The sequence below is a fragment of the Pseudoalteromonas sp. S1612 genome, assembly GCF_005887175.1.
GTDB classification, from domain to species: domain Bacteria; phylum Pseudomonadota; class Gammaproteobacteria; order Enterobacterales; family Alteromonadaceae; genus Pseudoalteromonas; species Pseudoalteromonas undina.
On record NZ_PNDH01000020.1, the window covers coordinates 1 to 18,732 of the forward strand.

Here is an 18,732-nt window from a genome sequence, read left to right on the forward strand (position 1 = left end):
GAAGGCAGAGCCTATGAACTGAGGTTCTTCCCCATAAATAAGCGAAAACGCAGCATCAATGCCAAACAGGCGCTGCCCTTCGGGTTCTGTCTAGGGGCAATTTACTCTTTGTTGCTCGGTTTTGACTTAGCCCACTAGGTTACAAACCTCGCGCCGCGATTAAATCGCCCCTAGTTTGAACAAATATTAATCCGCAAAGGCCAACAGACCCTAGGTGATCATAAAAATTATTGGTACGTATAAATTTGCAAATCGTTGAGCTGGAGAGTATAAATTTTAAACATCCTGCTTTATTTATAATTTTGGAGTTGCAATGCATATATTTTTTACTGGCGCCACAGGCTTAATTGGTAGGCACCTTTGCCCTTTCTTGTTGCACCACCACGATGTTACTGTACTGAGCAGAAACCCAACCAAAGCAAAAGTATTGCTAGGGCACCAGATAAATGCAGTTGATAGCCTTGAAGATGTTGATTTTAATACCGTTGACGTTGTTATTAACTTAGCCGGTGAGCCTATTGTAAATAAACGTTGGAGCGACAAACAAAAGGCAGTCATTCGCGATAGCCGAATCATTGTTACGCAAGCGATTAGTGATGCTATTAAGCAGTGCCATACCCCACCACATACCTTTATATCTGGCAGTGCAATTGGTTATTATGGTCGACAAGGCGACACTCTGGTTGATGAAAACAATACAGAGCCTCATGATGAATTTAGCCACCAACTGTGCAAAGATTGGGAGCAAGCAGCTTTAAAGGCTGAGTCTGACGAAACTCGAGTGTGCTTATTACGTACCGGTATTGTATTGGCTAAAAAAGGCGGCGCGCTTGGTAAAATGTTACCAGCATATAAGCTTTGCGTAGGTGGTCCAATTGGCAATGGTGAGCAAGGTATGTCGTGGATCCATATAGATGACATGGTTCAGCTCATTTTATTTTTAATTCGCAATAAAGAAATATCAGGAGCTGTTAATGCCACAGCTCCTGAGCCCCTAAGCAATAAGCAGTTTAGCCAATCACTCGCAAAAGCATTGTCACGCCCTGCGTTTATGCCTATGCCTGCTGGGGTGCTTAATATATTAATGGGTGAAATGGCCGACTTACTTACTACCGGCCAGTATGTGGTACCTAAAAAAGCATTAGACCATAACTATCGTTTTCACTTTACTAAAATTGACGCTGCATTAGAAAGTTTAGTCTAGCTACTGGCCTTAACGGATTAAGTTTGTAGTAGGGGGTAAAAGTTAATACTTTTTACCCTCTTGCTATTTTTGTGTTACTACCTAATACTTATAGCTGTATAAACGCCTTCAACTAGCTAAAAGAGCCCCTTAAACATGCTTCATTTACCTACATTAATTAGCCTCTGTTTTATTCTTAACTTGTTTATTGCTGTGTTCTTTTTTTCTGTTTATAGATACAAAAAACAACCTTGCTATTTATTTTTTGCTACCGCCTGTTGCTCGTTTATTACCGCAATAGCACTAATTGGTTTAAGAGATTTTATTGAGTTTCCATTATTAACCCACTTTTTTGCTTACGTTTTTATTATTTTAAGTCCACTACTCGTTATTTTAGGGTTAATACCACAAAGCCAAGCACCAGCGATAAAATTAACACCTTTATACTATACTTGTGCCATGTGCTGTACGCTTTTACTTGCAGTGTACCTTATAGATGCAGGGCAAATTATTACCAGCATTATTACTGCTGTATTATTTAGTTACGCTGCGTATTTAATGATTAAAACTCCAAGTGTTGCAGTAGTCCAACAACGCTTACTCGTTGCCTGTTTTACAATCCACAGTGTGGTGATGCTGTTGCAAGTTGTACTCCTTGTTTTGCTCTACTCAAGCCAAATCAGTCAAGCCAGCTTAGCTTTTGGATTACAGCTGTTATTGGTAACGCATTTATTTTTAACTACCGCTACTGCGCTAATTTTACCGTTTATTAAGTTTGCTAATGCTGAGTCTAGACTGATCAATCTAGCGAATCACGATCCGTTAACGCAGCTTTTAAACAGGCGTGGATTTTTCCGTTTATGTAAAAAAATAACTAAAAACGCGCCTCTTAACAGCAGAGTATCGCTGATCATGCTCGATATTGACCTATTTAAACAAGTGAACGACCAATACGGCCATGAAACCGGGGATGAAGCGATAAAGTGGATTGCACAACATATTAACGAATTGTTTTTTGAGCTTGGAGTTACTGCTCGGATTGGTGGAGAAGAGTTTGCTATTTTTCTTAATCAACAGAACTTAGCGCAAGCCAGGCTGTTAGCTCAAAAGCTTTGCAGTAGTATTAATGAATACCCGTTTTATTTTAATGGTAATAGCATTGCACTGTCTGTAAGTGCCGGAATAAGTAGCATGTTAGTGCGCGAGCTAAATATGCAAGCACTGTTGTTACAAGCCGATAAACGCCTTTATCTTGCAAAAGAAACAGGCCGAAATAAAGTGGTCACCCATGATGAAAAAAGCTTATTAACCAAAGCTCCCACTGCCATCATTTAATTTAGCCATAAAAAAACGGCATCATAGTTGATGCCGCTTGATACGTTTACAAATTATATAATTACTTACTTATCCAAGGCGTTACTTTAACAACCTCGTTAATATCAGCTAATACGGTTGTATTGTCTTCCCAGCTATCGGTTACTTCAAAATAACACACTGACTTTTCGCACGTTATGCGCTCATCATCAAATTGCTTAGGAGTTTTAAAGGTAACAACCACGCCTTTTTGTTCAGGTAATAAAAACCACATTAGTTTGCTAACAAAAAAGCCAGATAGGTCTGTTAATAGCTCTTCAAGCTCATTATTAATAACCAATAACGATTGCTTTGATAACGCCAGTCCATCTAGTTCCTTAGCTTCTATTTGTAGCTTTAACTGACAGTCGTGAACCGGATTTTTTGGCTGAACTACAATCACCGCTTTGTCGGTATCTAGCTGTTTATCGAACGGTAATAGCAATTGCGCTTTGTCGGTATAATTAAGCGGGTACTCATTTTTTTCAGTTAAAATAGTACCGCTTTTAATACTACAAACTTCGTTAGTACCAATATCGCTAATATAAAAGTTTACGCGGGCGTACTGAAAGTCCCCTTTGTTTACCACTTTTAAACGGTCGTAAAAACCGTCATACGACATCACAAATTCTTTAGCAACGGCACTACTAGCTGCTACTGCTAAAAAGCTGGCTGTAACTAATTTTAATAACGGCTTATTCATTAAAGTACGCTCGGTTTTGATTAATCATGGTATTAAGCTCTTCAATGTACGCTTCACCACGTTCAGAGTAAGACATTAAACCATACGTTAATTTAGTCGCTAAAATTGGTTTTTGTTGTGCGCGTAAGTCTTCGCGGATAGTACGTAGCTCTTTGTAAGCATTGTGGGTATTAATATTTTTAAAATAAGAGCTTACTGCTGCACGTACCGATTTAAATGCAGCCACTTCATGCTCGGCTTCACTATTACGTCTTCTTGGTACCATGCCACAGCCTTTTTTGTAGCACCATTGGCCAAAAAAGTTTAAGCCGATTCGTGCAAAACGTGAAGTGCCCCATGCAGACTCATTGGCTGCCTGCATTAAGGCCATCTCTTTAGGAATGATGTCTACTCGGCGCAGTGCTTGGCTTAAGGTAATGGTATCTAACGTTTCAGGTAATCCGTACGATTTAAGTATTTTTTTTATGTCGCCCGCTTGTTTTTTACTTAGCGGTTCACTGTGCTCTATCATCATGCGTGCAATTTCAAGGTTTGCACGTTGTTGTAAAATCTTTTTGTTTTCGGCTTCTACATGAGGCTTAATAAAGTTAAAAAACGCATGTTTTTTCTCTTTCACATCAGTGAATTCTGAGAACTTTGGCAACTTAACGTTGTGCAATGGTTTTTCTTTTTTCTTCTCTTTTTTTGTGTCGTTAGAGCTGGTTTGCTCGTCTGATACTAGTTCATCAGCATCAATAAACGGAAGGGTCAACGCCCAAATAACAACGGCGGCTAACAACAACTGAAAAATAGTTTTTAACATGTATTATCTCAATTTAACTCTAAGTTATGTATGGTGTAGTCACATACATACGAAACATCATTATACCTAAGCCACTTTATAAACGCGAATACTGAACAACCGAATAAAATTCATACACCTATTACTTACAATTTATAATATACTAAGTGCTAAAGCCGAAGACGAATTGATAGGTTGAGACATGGATAAACAGTGGCAAAATAGAATAATTGAACAATATAAGCACCGCCCTAACGATAACCGCTCTCCTTGGCAAATCGACCGCTCACGAATCATTCATGCTGCTGCATTTAGGCGCCTTCAAGCTAAAACCCAAATAATGGGTATTGGCTTAAACGACTTTTACCGTACACGCCTTACCCATTCATTAGAAGTCTCGCAAATAGGCACCGGCATATTACGCCATTTAAAGGTCCAACATCCAAGCTTTGAACATTTTCCATCTACTGGATTGCTCGAAACCTTATGTTTAGCCCACGATATAGGCCATCCACCGTTTGGGCATGGTGGCGAAATTGCACTTAACTATATGATGCGTGATCATGGTGGTTTTGAGGGTAACGCACAAACACTGCGCATTGTGGCAAAGCTAGAGCCCTATAGTAACGGCTACGGCATGAACTTAACTAGACGCACCTTGTTAGGATTTATTAAGTACCCAGCTTTTATTGATAACCTTTGGCATAACATCCCACAAGAAAATAAACAGCGTGCGTTTATAAAAGCCGATGACTGGCGACCAGCCAAAGGTATTTACAATGACGATGCCGCGATATTTAATTGGATTATTGAGCCTCTTAGCGCAAGTGATAAAGCGTTATTATCTAGCCAAGAACACGCAGATGCTTATCGCGCTAAAACCCTTTATAAATCACTCGACAGTGCCATTATGGAACTGGCTGATGACATTGCTTATGCCGTTCACGACCTTGAAGATGCCATAGCGACGGATGTGCTCAGTTTAGACGATTGGCTAACCCATGCATTGCCGCATTTACAAGCACTTGACTATGACTGGTTAAACACTTTGCTGGAGTCACTCTCCAAGCGGTTATTTTCAAAGTATGAACATGAGCGAAAAGACGCCATAGGCGAACTGGTGAATACCTTTATTATTCATATTCATTTAGATACCCAAAACGATGAATTTGAGTGCCCTATTTTAAAGCACACCGCAAAATTAGATCAGCAATACGAAAATGTGCTACAGATCCTCAAACACTTTGTATTTCAGCGTTTAATACGCGACCCACAAATGCAGCAAATAGAATTTAAAGGGCAAAACCTACTCATAGAATTATTTACTGCGTTTGCCAGCGATCCGCTGCGCTTATTACCCGAAACCACGCAGGCACTGTACCTTGAAGCTGAAAAACACAATCAAGGTATGCGTATTATTTGTGACTATTTAAGCGGTATGAGCGACGAATACGCTTATAAAACCTATCAACGGTTGTTCTCCCCCATACAATAAGTTAACTAATCTGAACTCAGGTTAGTCAACATAAAAAAGCCGAGTCACTTACGTAACTCGGCTTTTCGTTAGTTTATAAAATCACACTACAGTGATTTAATGCCCATGTTGTAAAGCGTAAAACCGTACATATCGGCATAAAGGTCAATAATTTTACTGGTTGGTGTACCGGCACCATGGCCTGCATTGGTTTCAATACGAATAAGTGTAGGATTTGTACCCGCTTGATTCGCTTGAAGCTCAGCTGCAAATTTAAATGAATGCGACGGTACAACGCGGTCATCATGATCGCCTGTAGTGATCATCGTCGCCGGATATTCAACCCCTGCTTTTACATTATGAATTGGCGAGTAGCCTTTTAAATAATCAAACATTTCTTTACTTTGGTCGCTAGTACCGTAATCGTATGCCCAACCAGCGCCAGCTGTAAATGTATGATAACGAAGCATATCCAATACGCCTACCGCAGGTAACGCAACTTGAAACAAGTCAGGTCGCTGGGTCATTACAGCACCCACTAATAACCCACCGTTTGAACCACCACGCAGTGCTAAGCGCTTTTTAGAGGTGTATTTTTTATCTTGTAAGTATTCAGCTGCAGCAATAAAGTCGTCAAATACGTTTTGCTTTTGCAATTGTGTACCTGCTTTATGCCACTCTTTACCGTATTCACCACCACCACGAATATTAGCAACTGCGTATACGCCGCCTTGCTCAAGCCAAGCTGCTGTTGTAGAGCTAAAGCGAGGTGTTAAGCTTATATTAAAGCCACCATAGCCATATAAAATAGTTGGGTTGCTGCCATCTAATTTAATATCACTTTTATAAGTGATGATCATCGGTACTTTAGTGCCATCTTTAGAGATATAAAATACTTGCTCAGAGGTATAGTTATCGCTATTAAAATCTATCCCTGACTTACGGTATACTTTTGACTCACCGCTTTGCACGTCAAAGCTGTAAGTCGTACCTGGCGTTTTGTAGTTAGTAAACGAGTAATAAAGCGTAGTTTGCTCTTTTTTACCGCCAAAACCACCCGCTGTACCGACGCCTGGTAAACTAATATCACGGATCAACTCACCTTGTTTGTTGTACTGCTTCACTTTAGAAATAGCATCAACCATGTAGTTGGCAAAAAACGTATTTCCTCCAAGGGTTACATTAAGTACATTTTCAGTCTCTGGGATAAAATCTTGCCAATTTTCAGGCTGTGGATTGCTTGCATCAACCGTCACTACTTTTTTATTTGGTGCATTTAAGTTAGTAACCAAAAATAGCTTGCTGCCTTCGTTGTCAATTACGCTGGTATCAGAGTCGGTGTTACCCACTACGGTCACAAATTCGCTATCTGGCTTGGTTAAATCTTTAATAAATAACTTATTACCAGAGGTTGATACGCTGGCACTAATAAACAAGAAACGACCATCTTTGGTTGCTTTAGCGCCCACATAGCGGTGTTTTTGTTCTGCTGTATTGCCAAATACTAAAGTATCTTCGCCTTGATCTTGACCTAACTTATGGTAATACACTTTATGTTGATCAGTTTTTGCAGAAAGCTCACTGCCCTCTGGCTTATCGTAGCTTGAATAGTAAAAACCGTCATTTGCTAGCCAGCTAACGCCACTAAATTTAACATCAACTAGTGCTTGTTCTACCTGCTCTTTGGTCTCGGTGTCTATAACAATGATTTTACGCCAATCACTACCACCTTCTGAAATTTGGTACGCTAACAATGAACCATCTTCTGAAAATGATAAACCCGACATTGAAGTGGTGCCATCTTCACTAAAAGTATTAGGATCTAAGAACACTTCAGCTTCACCGCCGTCTTTGCTGCGGTATAAAACGTACTGGTTTTGCAGGCCATTATTTTTATAAAAATAAGTGTAATCACCTTCAGTAAACGGCGCGCTGATTTTTTCGTAGTTCATGAGTTTTTCAAGGCGCTGTTTGAGTGTGTCTCTGTAAGGCACTTGCTCTAAATACGAAAAGGTAAGCTTGTTTTGAGTTTTAACCCATTGAGCCGTTTCATCACTCATATCATCTTCTAACCAGCGATACGGATCAGCCACGGTTTCACCAAAGTAAGTGTCAACCACAGTGCCTTTTTTAGTTTCAGGGTAATCTAGTGAGTTAACTGCTTTCATAGCTGTTTTTACTTCATTTTGAGTAGTGTTTTCTGCAGGTTGTGAACAACCCGCAAGTGCGATTACAACCGCACAGGTCAGTGTTTTTTTAAGCATTGCTTTACCATTATTTTTTTATAGTCAGCCTAAGTTATTAACTTTCTGTTTGTTTGTCTATCAACTTGCGGTAAACGTCATTTATCGCTGTTAACCTGCGCTAAATTGCGCTTAAATAAATGAATAACTTTTAAACACTAACAGGTTGAGTAATGACAGAAACTGAATCTTTTACCAGCTTTAAACGCTTTTACCCTTACTATCTAAAAGAGCATCGTAATAAAACTTGTCGCAGGCTGCATTTTATTGGCAGTAGTTTAGTGTTGCTTTTGACCGGCTATGCGCTTATTAGCTCACAATTCGTATTGTTATGGTTATTACCGGTGGTTGGTTATGGCTTTGCGTGGGTTGGGCATTTCTTTTTTGAAAAAAACCGCCCCGCCACATTTAAGCACCCGTTATACAGTTTATGGGGTGATTGGGTCATGTTTAAAGATATACTGATTGGCAAAATTAAATGGTAAATGGCTACTTACGCTTCGGTATCACAAACACCTCATCTTACTCGCTGTAAATAAAATGTAGATTGAATGTAATTCAATTGACCTCGATTGTAGAAATGGTCTACCTTGACAACAGTAATTTCAATTAGTTCATTAATTTAAAAAGATTAAATTGAAACCACCTGTAGAGCATCGAATGAGGGAAATTAGTTATGCAACTTACACCGCTATTTACAGCAAAAAAAACCATCACTTTAAGTATCGCCGCTGCACTTGTTGGCTCATGGACGGTTAATGCCGCTGAGCAAGAGACTCAGGCGCAAGAAAACATTGAACAAATTAGTGTTATTGGCTCTCGCCGACTAGGCCGCACAGTTGAAGATAGCCCAGTGCCTATTGATATTATCAGTAATGATGCCTTAAAAAGTTCAGGGCAAACAGAAACCAATGCATTATTAAGTACGTTATTACCAAGTTTTAATTTCCCCCAACCATCAATTACCGATGGCAGCGACCACGTACGCCCAGCTCAACTGCGTGGCTTAGCCCCTGATCACACCTTGGTACTCGTAAATGGTAAACGTCGCCACAGTAACGCGCTACTAAATTTAAACGGCTCAACGGGTCGAGGCTCGTCATCAGTTGATTTAAACGCTATTCCTGCAAACGCGATTGAACGCATTGAAGTATTACGCGACGGCGCCGCAGCTCAATATGGCTCAGACGCTATTGCCGGGGTGATTAATATCGTCCTTAAAAGCAATAGCAGTGGCGGTAGTTTGGGTGCCGTATATGGTGCAAATATTACCGATATGGACGGTGTAGCGCAGTTACAATCGGTCTCTGAGGACGCAAATGGTGACTTAGCTTTTACTGAGGGCAGCGACCGCTCGCTTACCGACGGCCAAACCTTAACTCTGCAAGGTAATATGGGGTTTGAATTAGGCGATAACGGCTTTTTGAGTATTTCTAGTGAATATCGCGATCGCAGCTCAACCAACCGCTCTGATTACGACCAACGCGAAAACTACGCTCGTTTACCTGATGGCTCTCTCGACCCACGCGAATTCACATGGGATCGTTACAACCATAACTTTGGCAACGGCACTGTTGAAGACTTTGCGCTGTTTTACAATGCCGGTTATCAATTAACTAACGATGCTGAGCTCTACTCGTTTGGCTCTTACAGCAAGCGTGAAGGCGAAGGCGGTGGTTTTTATCGTCGCGCCCAAGACAGCCGTAACGTTATAGAAATATACCCAGATGGCTTTTTGCCAGTGATCACCTCAGACATTGATGACTTTTCATTGGCTTTAGGTGTGAAAGGCTTTGCTAATGAATGGAACTACGATACTTCTGCTGTATATGGCCAAGATGCCTTTAACTTTGGTGTTATTAATAGTTTAAACACTTCATATGGGCCAAGTAGCCAAACTAGTTTTGATGCAGGCACGCTAACTTACGATCAGCTGACTATTAATCTTGATTTTAGCCGTGAGATTGATGCTGACTTTTTAGCCAGCGGAATTAACGTGGCAGTGGGCGCTGAGTATCGCCACGAAGGGTATGAAATTCAAGCAGGTGAAGAAGCCTCTTATGCGCGTGGTAATTTTGGCCCAGGTGGTGCCGTGACCGATCCGGTTAATGGCCCATTCGGCTCTGCAGGTTCACAAGTGTTCCCGGGGTTCACACCTGAATCTGCGGGTGACAACAGCCGCCACAATGTTAGCCTTTACGTTGACTTAGAAGCCTTTATTACAGATAACTGGAATGTTGCCATCGCCGCGCGTTACGAAGACTACTCTGATTTTGGCGACACGCTTAATGGTAAAATTGCCACCCGCTATACACTTACAGAAGACTTAGCACTACGCGGCTCTGTATCAACCGGCTTTAGAGCGCCCTCTTTACAACAGCAATACTTTACCTCGGTAGCGACTGTATTTGTAGATGGCGAACCTACACAAACAGGTACCTTTGCGCCAAGCAGCGACGTTGCCGTTGCATTGGGTTCACCAGGTTTAGACGCAGAAGAAGCTACTAACTACGGGGTAGGCTTTACGTGGTCAACCGACTTCAACTTCAGCTTATCGGTGGATTACTACCAAATATTAATTGATGACCGTATTGTGTTATCAAATAACTTATCGGGCGCAGGCGTTGCAAGCTTACTTGAGGGCACAGGCGCTAACCAAGGTCGATTTTTCTTAAACGCGATCGATAGCAAAACCCGTGGCGTTGACGTCGTCGCTTCTTATAATTTAATCACCGACAATTACGGTGATGTAGCGTTTAATTTAGGTTACAACTACGGTAAAAACCAAGTCATCGATATTATTGACCCACCAGCACAATTACAAAGTGTTGGGGTTGAGCAAGATAATTTGTTCTCGGGTAACGAGCTACGTCGTTTTGAAGTGAGCACGCCGCGCAATAAATACAACCTTAGCGCAACATGGACACTTAACGAATGGCGCACCACACTTCGCAGCACTCGCTACGGTGAAACACAAGACCCGTCTGAAAACCCAGAGCGTAACGAAGTGTTAGAACCTAAATGGATCACCGATTTAGATGTTGCCTATGCACTTAATAATAACCTTACTCTGACCTTAGGCGCTAATAATGTGTTTGATGTATACCCAGATCCAACTCGTGAGCTGGTGAGCGATGTAACCACTTTCTCTCGCTTGTTCTCGTACTCGGGCTTTTCACCATTTGGTTTTAATGGCCGTTATGTATACGGCAAAATTGAAATGAAATTTTAAGCTGTAATTTAAACCAAAAAGCCACACTAAATAGTGTGGCTTTTTTTATAGATTAGAACCCGATTAGATTTTAGTTAACCAACCGTGTTTATCTTCGCTCTTACCCCATTGAATGTCGTTCAATGCTTGACGTAAGCGTGCCGTTGTTGGCCCTGGTTCACCGTTACCTACTTTGTATTCTTTATCGTTATGGATAAACGTACCTACTGGAGTCAATACTGCCGCAGTGCCTGAAAGTGCTGCTTCAGTACCTGGTTTTGCTGCACGCTCTAAAAGCTCAGTGACAGTAAAGTTGCGCTCGCTAACCGTCATACCTAAATCTTTAGCTATGGTTAAAATGCTATTACGGGTTACACCGTGTAAAAATGTGCTGTCGAGTGCTTTTGTAATGATTTCATTGCCATCAATTAATATAAAGTTTGCGGCACCGGTTTCTTGTACATCGCCGCCTGGGCAAAATAGAATTTGGTCGGCTTTATATTTAGTGCGTGCTGCTGAAATTGGGCCAAGTGCGCTGGCATAGTTACCACCGCTTTTGATCATACCCATGTGCGGGGCACAGCGCATACCATCTTCTTCAAGTAAAACACGTAACGCAGTTGCACCACCTGAAAAATAATCACCCACTGGCGATAATAACGTGTAAAGCAATGAACTCATTGACGGTGCCGCCGCTTTACCAATGGCAGCTTCCGTACCAATGTGGGTTGGGCGAATATACATAGAACCTGGAGGAAGCGGCGTTTCATCGGCGTATTCACGTACAATATCGATGATCATTGTTTTTAGCATCTCGCCATCAACAGCAGGTAAACTCAATAATTCAGAACTTTGCTGCATACGCGCAATATTAGCGTCCATTCTAAAAATATTAACCGAGCCATCTTGGTGGCGAAAGGCTTTTAACCCTTCAAAACATGTACTTGAATAATGAAGAACGTGTGCACCTGCATGTAACTCAAGCTTATCGCAAGGAACAATTGAGCTTTCGCCCCACTGGTTGTCAGAAAACTTAGCTTGAATCATCTGCGGCATAAACACAGTACCAAATGCTGCCATTTTTATTCTCTCTTGTGTGGTCTATTTTTCTCCATTGTATGACAACCAGCTACTATTTAACCATAGCAAAACGAGCAGTTTTTAAATTAATTAGAAGAATTTTTTGCATGTGCTGATGATTATTTAATCAAAAAAGCGCTTGCCAACTCTTTAATGCAATATTCAGCTAGCATTTTAAGGTTAGCTGAATATTTAATGCATACATTATAGTTGCGGTTATTTTATTAACCTCTATTTAAATGAATAACGCAATATACGCTTTAACACTGAGGTGTATTGATGAAAAAATCCGCCAGTATTATAAGCAATGCCCTGCTTTTGTAATGCAGCTTGTACTTTAGGCGCAATTTCTTGATAACGGGACGATGGCAAATCAGGAAATAAATGATGCTCTATTTGAAAGCTTAAATGCCCAGTTAAAATATGAAACCAACGTGCCCCTTTAATGTTTGACGACCCCAGCGCTTGGCGATAATACCACTGCCCTTGGCTTTCGTTTTTGCAGTCTTGCTCATAAAAGGTATGGGTTTGCTCGGTAAAATGGCCACAAAAAATAATGGTTGAGGTCCATAGGTTACGAATTAAGTTTGCCAGCAAATTACCGCTTAATACCCACAAAAATAATGGCCCCGCCAAAACTGGAAATAACACATAGTCTTTAATTAGTTGGCGCGCCCCTTTACTAAAAAAGCGCTTTTTTAAGGTGCTATGCGCCACAGCACCTTCACGGTTTGGTTTCTTTTTACCTATAAAGACTCGCTCGCCTGCGAGCTCGTGATACGACACGCCCCACTGAAACAGCACGCTCAGATTTAAATAAGTAATAAACTGCCATGTATTTTTTAGTCGCCATTTAAAGTCATTGCTCAATCTTAATAAGCCATAACCAAAGTCACGATCTTTTCCGATAATGTTAGTGTAAGTATGGTGTTCAAAGTTATGAACGCGGTTCCAGCTTTGGCCGTCGCAGGCTATATCCCACTCGTAAGTTTTAGAGTTAAGCTGTTTGTCGTTCATCCAATCGTATTGACCATGCATTACATTGTGGCCAATTTCCATGTTGTCGAGAATTTTAGCCAAACCAAGTAATAAAACACCCGCTACCCACAATAATGGCTGTACAAAACCAAGCATCAATAAAATCCGTCCGCCTATTTCGCAAAACCGCTGCTTACGCACAATAGAACGAATATAGTTTGCATCCTTTTGCCCAACTGTAGCTAATGTCGACATTTTAATTTCATCTAAATCATCGGCTAACTGTTGATAATTTATAGTTGTCATAGCTGTAACTCCAAATCGCTAACGGCCTGGCTCACACACAGTTGAATTAACTGCTCGCCAGTATCTGATAATTGATTAGTTTTTAAATTACGCACCACTCCCGACTTTTTAATGCACTGGCATTGATGGCAAATACCAATGCCGCAACCACGCTGCACAGGGAGTTTTTTTGCTTCAAACTGGTTTAATAGCACCTCATTACTAGTCACTACATGCGTGTCTTTATTTATTATTACTGAAAAATGATTGTCGTCAGTCAATTTAGGCATGGATAGAGCAAACGATTCTTGGTAATAGGTTAAATTAAGTAGACGAGTAAAATCTGCAACTTCTTGCATAAAGCCAGCAGGACCACAGCAATATATATCAGGATTATCGTCCGTATTTATATGAGTAGTTAAATATGGGCTTCGATCCCGTGTAAGCAGTACGTAAGAAAAATGATTATATTGCTGTGTCAGCATTTTTAACTCATTAGTGCATTGATGCTCACCTGCTTTAGCAAAGTAAATTAATTTTATCTGATGCTCAGTATTACCTAGCTGCTGATCAAGCATAGCAAGCATAGGCGTAATTCCCGAACCACCAGCAATAAACGTGCTGGGTTTGTGCCAGCTTTTAAATACAAAGTCGCCACTTGGTGGAGAAATATTACACCATGGCTGCACCGCTAATGCATTTTGCAATTGGCTTGTAAAATGACCTTGCTGATCTGTTTTTACTAATAAACGAAGTAAACCTGTCGCCTTATATTGTGCGGGGCTGCATGCCAAAGTAAACACTCGATTAAGCAAACGTCCATTAGCTTCCACCGTTAAGCTAATGTGTTGACCAGCAATATGTATAGGCCACTTTTTACTTGGTTTAAGTGAAATACTTAAAAATCGCCCGCTTAGCGCTTGAACATCAACAACCTTGGCTCGAAAAAGGTCAGCGCGCCACGCAGGTTTAAACTTTTGCATTATTGGCTCAATATAAGCTGCAAAGCTTTGATGGTGTAAAAACCATTTTGAAAATTGGTCTAATACCGGAGTTAACATGGTTATAAATTCTCTATTTAAATCGACTACCCATTAGTTTCTGCTGGGTTTTATATTTGAGCATACACGTGTAAGCCCAAACTTCAGCGCACAAGTGTACGCTCGAATTTTTAAATTTCAACCCCATTAGAGTAATTATTCAATTTTTCTAGAGCGGTATTTAAAGGTTAACAACGCTTAAGTACCCAATGGAGAACGATTAAATTGCGTGCACTTGTACTTATCCCAAATACTTAACACCATGATAAATAGCGTGCTAAGGTAGTTAAAATTTAGTTAATTTTGGAAGCCATTATGAACAAAGTAACAACGCGTAAAAAATTTTCTACACTTGCCAAAATCAGTTGTGCATTTGCACTTTCGGGGCTCACCAGCCTCAGCGCTTATGCAGTTGATTTTAAAGAATTGGATAAATTAGCGCTTAATGTAAAACCGGTAACTGTTGCCCAAGGAATTTCAATTCCGTGGGCTATTGAGGCTTTGCCAAACGGTGACTTATTAATAACCGAGCGCAGCGGCATCCTTTATTTACTTCGTAATAACTCCACCAGCTTAACTAAAATCACTGGGCTACCAAAAATAGATGCCAACGGCCAAGGCGGGCTTCTTGATTTAGAGCTACACCCTGATTTTGCTAATAATCAATGGCTATATATTACTTATTCAAGCAGTGAAGGCGATGGCGCAGGTAGTAACACCGCACTTATTCGTGCAAAGTTAAGTAACGATCACAGCCAACTACTTGAGTCACAACAATTATACAAAGGTGAGCATAACTCTAAAAAAGGTCAGCATTACGGCAGCCGTATTGTGTTTGATAACCAAAACTATGTGTATTTTTCGATTGGCGACCGCGGCTCGCGAGATATTAACCCACAAGATTTAGGCCGTGATGGCGGTAAAATTTATCGTTTACACGACGATGGTAAAATTCCATCCGACAACCCCTTCGTAAACCAAAAAGGTGCAAAACCAGCGGTTTGGTCTTATGGGCATCGTAACCCACAAGGTATGTGGTTCGATGGTGACAATAGTGTATTTTGGGCACACGAACACGGCCCCCGTGGTGGCGATGAGCTTAATATGATTAAACCTAAAACTAACTACGGCTGGCCCGTGGTGAGTTACGGTATTAACTACAGCGGCACCTCGTTTACCGATTTAACAGAAAAACCGGGCATGCAAGCGCCCATATTACAGTGGACACCGTCTATCGCTCCTTCAGACATGTTGCTAGTAAAAGGTGATAAATACCCTGAACTTAAAGGTAAATTTTTACTCGCTTCAATGAAATACGCCTTTGTTAGCGTATTAGAAATAGCAGATGGCAAGGTCGTTAAACAAAGTAAATTACTTGAAGGTATTGGCCGTATTCGCAGCCTAGCCCAAGGTGATGATGGTACTATTTACCTTGGATTAGATGGCCAGGGCATTGTGCGACTAGATCCTAAGTAGTCATTTAATACATCTAATTACAGTAACAGCAAACTTTTCACAGCTTAACTGCGTACTGTTACTGTAATTAGCTAATAAAGAACGAGGGTGTTGATGTTTTCATTTTTAAAGCCAGATCCAATCAAAAAATTGCGTAAAGAGTACGATGCAAAATTAGAGCAAGGCATGCAAGCACAAAGAAAAGGCGATATTAAAAGCTATGCGATGTTAACTGACGAGGCTGAAAAAATCTGGAATGAAATAGAAGCACTCGAAGCCAAAAAGGCCAAGTAAACATATAGCCTACCAATTCAAACCAATCCCGCGTTAAAAACGCGGGGTTTTAATACTTACAAACATCCTTTTTTAAATTCACTTAAGCCCAACCAGATAATTCCCTAGCTTAACCTCCATCGTAACTAGCTTTTAATTGAGCACAGCTGATTATACTCATAGCATTATTGCCTTCTCTTACTTATGCTCATAACCCACCTAAAACCTCGCATAAACAATTATTTACATTAACGTTAATTAGTGGAATTATTAATCTAGTCCAAAAGAGTTGATGCATTGTTTGAAGTAGCAGAATCTTAAAGCGCTGATGATTTTGTGAGTGCGAGGAAAGCATTTTTAGTAAAGTGTGTAATTAAGCCATAAATCATCAAAAATTTACTGGAAAAAATGCAATATAATGAAAAAATTATAATTAAATCAAGGAATACAGATGTACACAGGTAGTTGTTTATGCGGCTCAATCAACTTTTCAATTAATGGTAAAATTACTGATATTATTCATTGTCATTGTTCGCTTTGTCGTAAGGCCAGTGGCAGTGCTTTTGCTACTAATGGATTTATTAATGCCAGCGATCTGACATTAACTGACTACAACGGCACACTTACTTTTTACCAAAGTAGTGAAGGTAAACGTAAGTACTTTTGTAAAACCTGCGGCGCTCCAATTTTTAGTGCTAACGCTCAATCTCCTCAAAGATATCGCCTTCGATTAGGTGCATTGACCTGCGATATAACAGAGCGACCCATATCGCATAATTTCATCACCTCAAAAGCTAATTGGGAAGACTTAGATGCTCAGCTTCCTCGTTATGAGGGACATGAGCCAGGGCGAGAGTAAATCCATATAAATTTATCTATTTTTTGAAGTGGGAGTTTGAATGAAACTGAATCAAGTAACTTTGCCAGTCAAAGATATGAATGAAGCGGTGAGTTTTTATCGCACACTTGGCTTTACCCAAATCGTTGATACACCTCATTATGCACGTTTTAGTTGCCCTGAAGGTGACTCTACATTTTCATTGTCTTTAGAAAGTGAATTTTTTGAAAATCATTCTGTAATTTATTTTGAGAACGATGACCTTGAACAATTGTGCCAGCAGTTAATCAAAAAAGGGATCGTATTCGAACAGCAACCCACAGAGCAAAGGTATCTATGGAAAGAAGCGGTTTTAAAAGACCCTTCAGGAAATAAAATTAAACTCTACAAAGCTGGAGAAAATCGATTAAACCCACCTTGGAAGGTACAAAAACAGCCATAAAGCTAAGCACGAACCAGCATTGCGCTAAGCAGCTAAATGCTGGCGTTTAAGTACTGTACTTAGTTATTTATATTCCATTTTAGCGGTTAAGCGATTAAATAACCCTGGGAAAAACCGTTTTATAAACGGTGCCCAACCACTTAACCCTTGCCCTATTACTACTTCATCCTTTTTATTGTAGATTGCAGTGAGCATTTTTGATGCAGCTACATTTACATTCATACCATTTTCTATTGAAGGCTCAGGTTTGTTTTGCGCCTCACCTTGCTCGTTCAATGAGTTATGGGCAATCGCCGTTTTAATTGAGCCAGGGCAAATAGTTAAGCAATGTATGTTGTGCTCTGCCACTTCGGCGCGTAAGCAATCCATAAAGCCTACTACAGCGTATTTACTGCCTGAATATCCGGTTCTGAACTTAGATCCTACTTTGCCTGCCACGCTACTAATAGCCACTACTGAACCGCTTTTACGTGCCACCATTGAAGGTAGTACCGCTTTAGTGAGTGCAATTAAGCCAAAGTAATTTACTTCCATAAGTTGCCGGTACACTTTAAAGTCGTTTTCTAAAAATAAGCTACGTTGTGATACACCGCCGTTATTAATTAAAATATCAATGGGGCCTAAGCTATCTATTTGCGCCGATACATCCTGCAGTACCATTTCGGGCTTTGATAAATCAAGCGGGATAACACGGTGCCCCTCGCCTTTTAACTCGTCTTTTACTTGGTTGAGTTTATCGATATTTCGCGCTGATAAAATAACCTTTGCACCTTGCTCTGCAAATTGTTTTGCAAGTTCTTCACCAATACCTGATGATGCGCCGGTGATCCACACTGTTTTATTATTATAATCCATGGTTTACCTTATATTCTTTGACTGGTTATGCTTTAGTTGGACCCGCTATTTCATTCACTTGCTGTTCTAAGTTTTTGTAAAAGCCCATTAAAAATAGTAGCTCAACAGTGACATACAAAGGGCCAATAATTAAGCCTACTAAATCATCAACAAAAGCGGGCTTTTTACCTTCAAAATAATGACCAATAAACTGTAATATCCAGCCAAACACGAACACCCCAACTCCAATTACCAACCAAGGTATTAATGCCATTGCGGCAATTGGCTGGGCAGCTACCAGTAATAAAGTGAAAATAATTCCCATGATTAAACCAAGCGAAAAGCTCAACATAAAATAGTAAACCACAGAGGCTAATACAAAAATTTGCGCGCCATCAATGCTAAAATTAGCAATAGGAATTTCAATTCGGGCGAGTAAGCATAAAGCGGCAAACACAATGAGTGGAATACCAAAAAAATGGGTTAATACATTTCGTTTAGAGCGATGGTACAAACCATACTGGCCGAGCTGTTGTTCAAGGGTTTTCATGACGGCGTT

17 protein-coding genes are annotated in these 18,732 nt (G+C 40.4%); 9 read left to right on the forward strand and 8 right to left on the reverse strand.

Features of this window, described 5'->3' with window-relative positions:
* Positions 1 to 313 precede the first annotated feature (313 nt).
* Positions 314 to 1,204, forward strand: coding sequence for a TIGR01777 family oxidoreductase (locus CWB78_RS08425; protein WP_138595046.1), 891 nt, complete (start codon positions 314 to 316; stop codon positions 1,202 to 1,204).
* 135 nt (positions 1,205 to 1,339) lie between these two features.
* Complete coding sequence (locus tag CWB78_RS08430) at positions 1,340 to 2,518, forward strand: GGDEF domain-containing protein (protein WP_138595048.1); 1,179 nt, start codon at positions 1,340 to 1,342, stop codon at positions 2,516 to 2,518.
* 61 nt (positions 2,519 to 2,579) lie between these two features.
* Here the strand turns inward: CWB78_RS08430 and CWB78_RS08435 are convergent, their stop codons facing one another.
* Positions 2,580 to 3,239 carry a DUF2987 domain-containing protein gene (locus CWB78_RS08435; RefSeq protein WP_138595050.1) on the reverse strand — a complete coding sequence of 220 codons (660 nt, stop codon included), beginning with the start codon at positions 3,237 to 3,239 and terminating at the stop codon, positions 2,580 to 2,582.
* On the reverse strand, positions 3,232 to 4,041 hold the full coding sequence (locus tag CWB78_RS08440) for a glucosaminidase domain-containing protein (protein WP_138595052.1): 810 nt from the start codon (positions 4,039 to 4,041) through the stop codon (positions 3,232 to 3,234). The genes CWB78_RS08435 and CWB78_RS08440 overlap by 8 nt, the downstream gene beginning before the upstream one ends.
* A gap of 181 nt (positions 4,042 to 4,222) precedes the next feature.
* Between CWB78_RS08440 and CWB78_RS08445 the strand changes: the two genes are divergently transcribed.
* On the forward strand, positions 4,223 to 5,515 hold the full coding sequence (locus CWB78_RS08445) for an anti-phage deoxyguanosine triphosphatase (RefSeq protein WP_010390265.1): 1,293 nt from the start codon (positions 4,223 to 4,225) through the stop codon (positions 5,513 to 5,515).
* Between the two features lie 86 nt (positions 5,516 to 5,601).
* On the opposite strand, the gene CWB78_RS08450 is transcribed toward CWB78_RS08445, so the two are convergent.
* A complete protein-coding gene (locus tag CWB78_RS08450; protein WP_138595054.1) occupies positions 5,602 to 7,758 on the reverse strand; it encodes a prolyl oligopeptidase family serine peptidase in 2,157 nt (718 codons plus the stop codon).
* A gap of 152 nt (positions 7,759 to 7,910) precedes the next feature.
* Between CWB78_RS08450 and CWB78_RS08455 the strand changes: the two genes are divergently transcribed.
* Together CWB78_RS08455 and CWB78_RS08460 are read left to right on the forward strand one after the other, a co-directional pair.
* On the forward strand, positions 7,911 to 8,222 hold the full coding sequence (locus CWB78_RS08455) for an Mpo1-like protein (protein WP_138595056.1): 312 nt from the start codon (positions 7,911 to 7,913) through the stop codon (positions 8,220 to 8,222).
* A gap of 191 nt (positions 8,223 to 8,413) precedes the next feature.
* Positions 8,414 to 10,969, forward strand: a complete 2,556-nt coding sequence (locus CWB78_RS08460; protein ID WP_138595058.1) for a TonB-dependent receptor plug domain-containing protein — start codon at positions 8,414 to 8,416, stop codon at positions 10,967 to 10,969.
* 63 nt (positions 10,970 to 11,032) lie between these two features.
* Here the strand turns inward: CWB78_RS08460 and CWB78_RS08465 are convergent, their stop codons facing one another.
* The 3 genes from CWB78_RS08465 to CWB78_RS08475 all read right to left on the reverse strand — a co-directional run bounded on the left by CWB78_RS08465 (position 11,033) and on the right by CWB78_RS08475 (position 14,352).
* Positions 11,033 to 12,034 carry a branched-chain amino acid aminotransferase gene (locus tag CWB78_RS08465; protein WP_349304069.1) on the reverse strand — a complete coding sequence of 334 codons (1,002 nt, stop codon included), beginning with the start codon at positions 12,032 to 12,034 and terminating at the stop codon, positions 11,033 to 11,035.
* A 225-nt stretch (positions 12,035 to 12,259) separates the two neighbouring features.
* Positions 12,260 to 13,312, reverse strand: a complete 1,053-nt coding sequence (locus tag CWB78_RS08470; protein ID WP_138595060.1) for a fatty acid desaturase family protein — start codon at positions 13,310 to 13,312, stop codon at positions 12,260 to 12,262.
* The gene (locus tag CWB78_RS08475; protein ID WP_138595062.1) at positions 13,309 to 14,352 is read right to left on the reverse strand and encodes a flavin reductase family protein; all 1,044 of its coding nucleotides are present in this window, start codon (positions 14,350 to 14,352) and stop codon (positions 13,309 to 13,311) included. The genes CWB78_RS08470 and CWB78_RS08475 overlap by 4 nt, the downstream gene beginning before the upstream one ends.
* Positions 14,353 to 14,646: 294 nt before the next feature.
* Here CWB78_RS08475 and CWB78_RS08480 point away from each other — a divergent pair, with 294 nt between their 5' ends.
* From CWB78_RS08480 to CWB78_RS08495, 4 genes are all read left to right on the forward strand, one after another.
* A complete protein-coding gene (locus CWB78_RS08480; protein WP_138595064.1) occupies positions 14,647 to 15,807 on the forward strand; it encodes a PQQ-dependent sugar dehydrogenase in 1,161 nt (386 codons plus the stop codon).
* Between the two features lie 93 nt (positions 15,808 to 15,900).
* The gene (locus CWB78_RS08485; protein WP_010390276.1) at positions 15,901 to 16,080 is read left to right on the forward strand and encodes a DUF6435 family protein; all 180 of its coding nucleotides are present in this window, start codon (positions 15,901 to 15,903) and stop codon (positions 16,078 to 16,080) included.
* Between the two features lie 430 nt (positions 16,081 to 16,510).
* Positions 16,511 to 16,918, forward strand: a complete 408-nt coding sequence (locus CWB78_RS08490; RefSeq protein WP_138595066.1) for a GFA family protein — start codon at positions 16,511 to 16,513, stop codon at positions 16,916 to 16,918.
* Positions 16,919 to 16,958: 40 nt separating this feature from the next.
* Positions 16,959 to 17,339: a VOC family protein gene (locus CWB78_RS08495; protein WP_010390281.1), complete on the forward strand. Its 381-nt coding sequence runs from the start codon at positions 16,959 to 16,961 to the stop codon at positions 17,337 to 17,339.
* Positions 17,340 to 17,402: 63 nt separating this feature from the next.
* Here the strand turns inward: CWB78_RS08495 and CWB78_RS08500 are convergent, their stop codons facing one another.
* Positions 17,403 to 18,194, reverse strand: coding sequence for an SDR family oxidoreductase (locus tag CWB78_RS08500; protein WP_138595068.1), 792 nt, complete (start codon positions 18,192 to 18,194; stop codon positions 17,403 to 17,405).
* A gap of 25 nt (positions 18,195 to 18,219) precedes the next feature.
* Positions 18,220 to 18,723 (reverse strand): Mpo1 family 2-hydroxy fatty acid dioxygenase, encoded by a 504-nt coding sequence (locus CWB78_RS08505; protein ID WP_054201066.1) that lies wholly within the window; start codon positions 18,721 to 18,723, stop codon positions 18,220 to 18,222.
* Positions 18,724 to 18,732 lie beyond the last annotated feature (9 nt).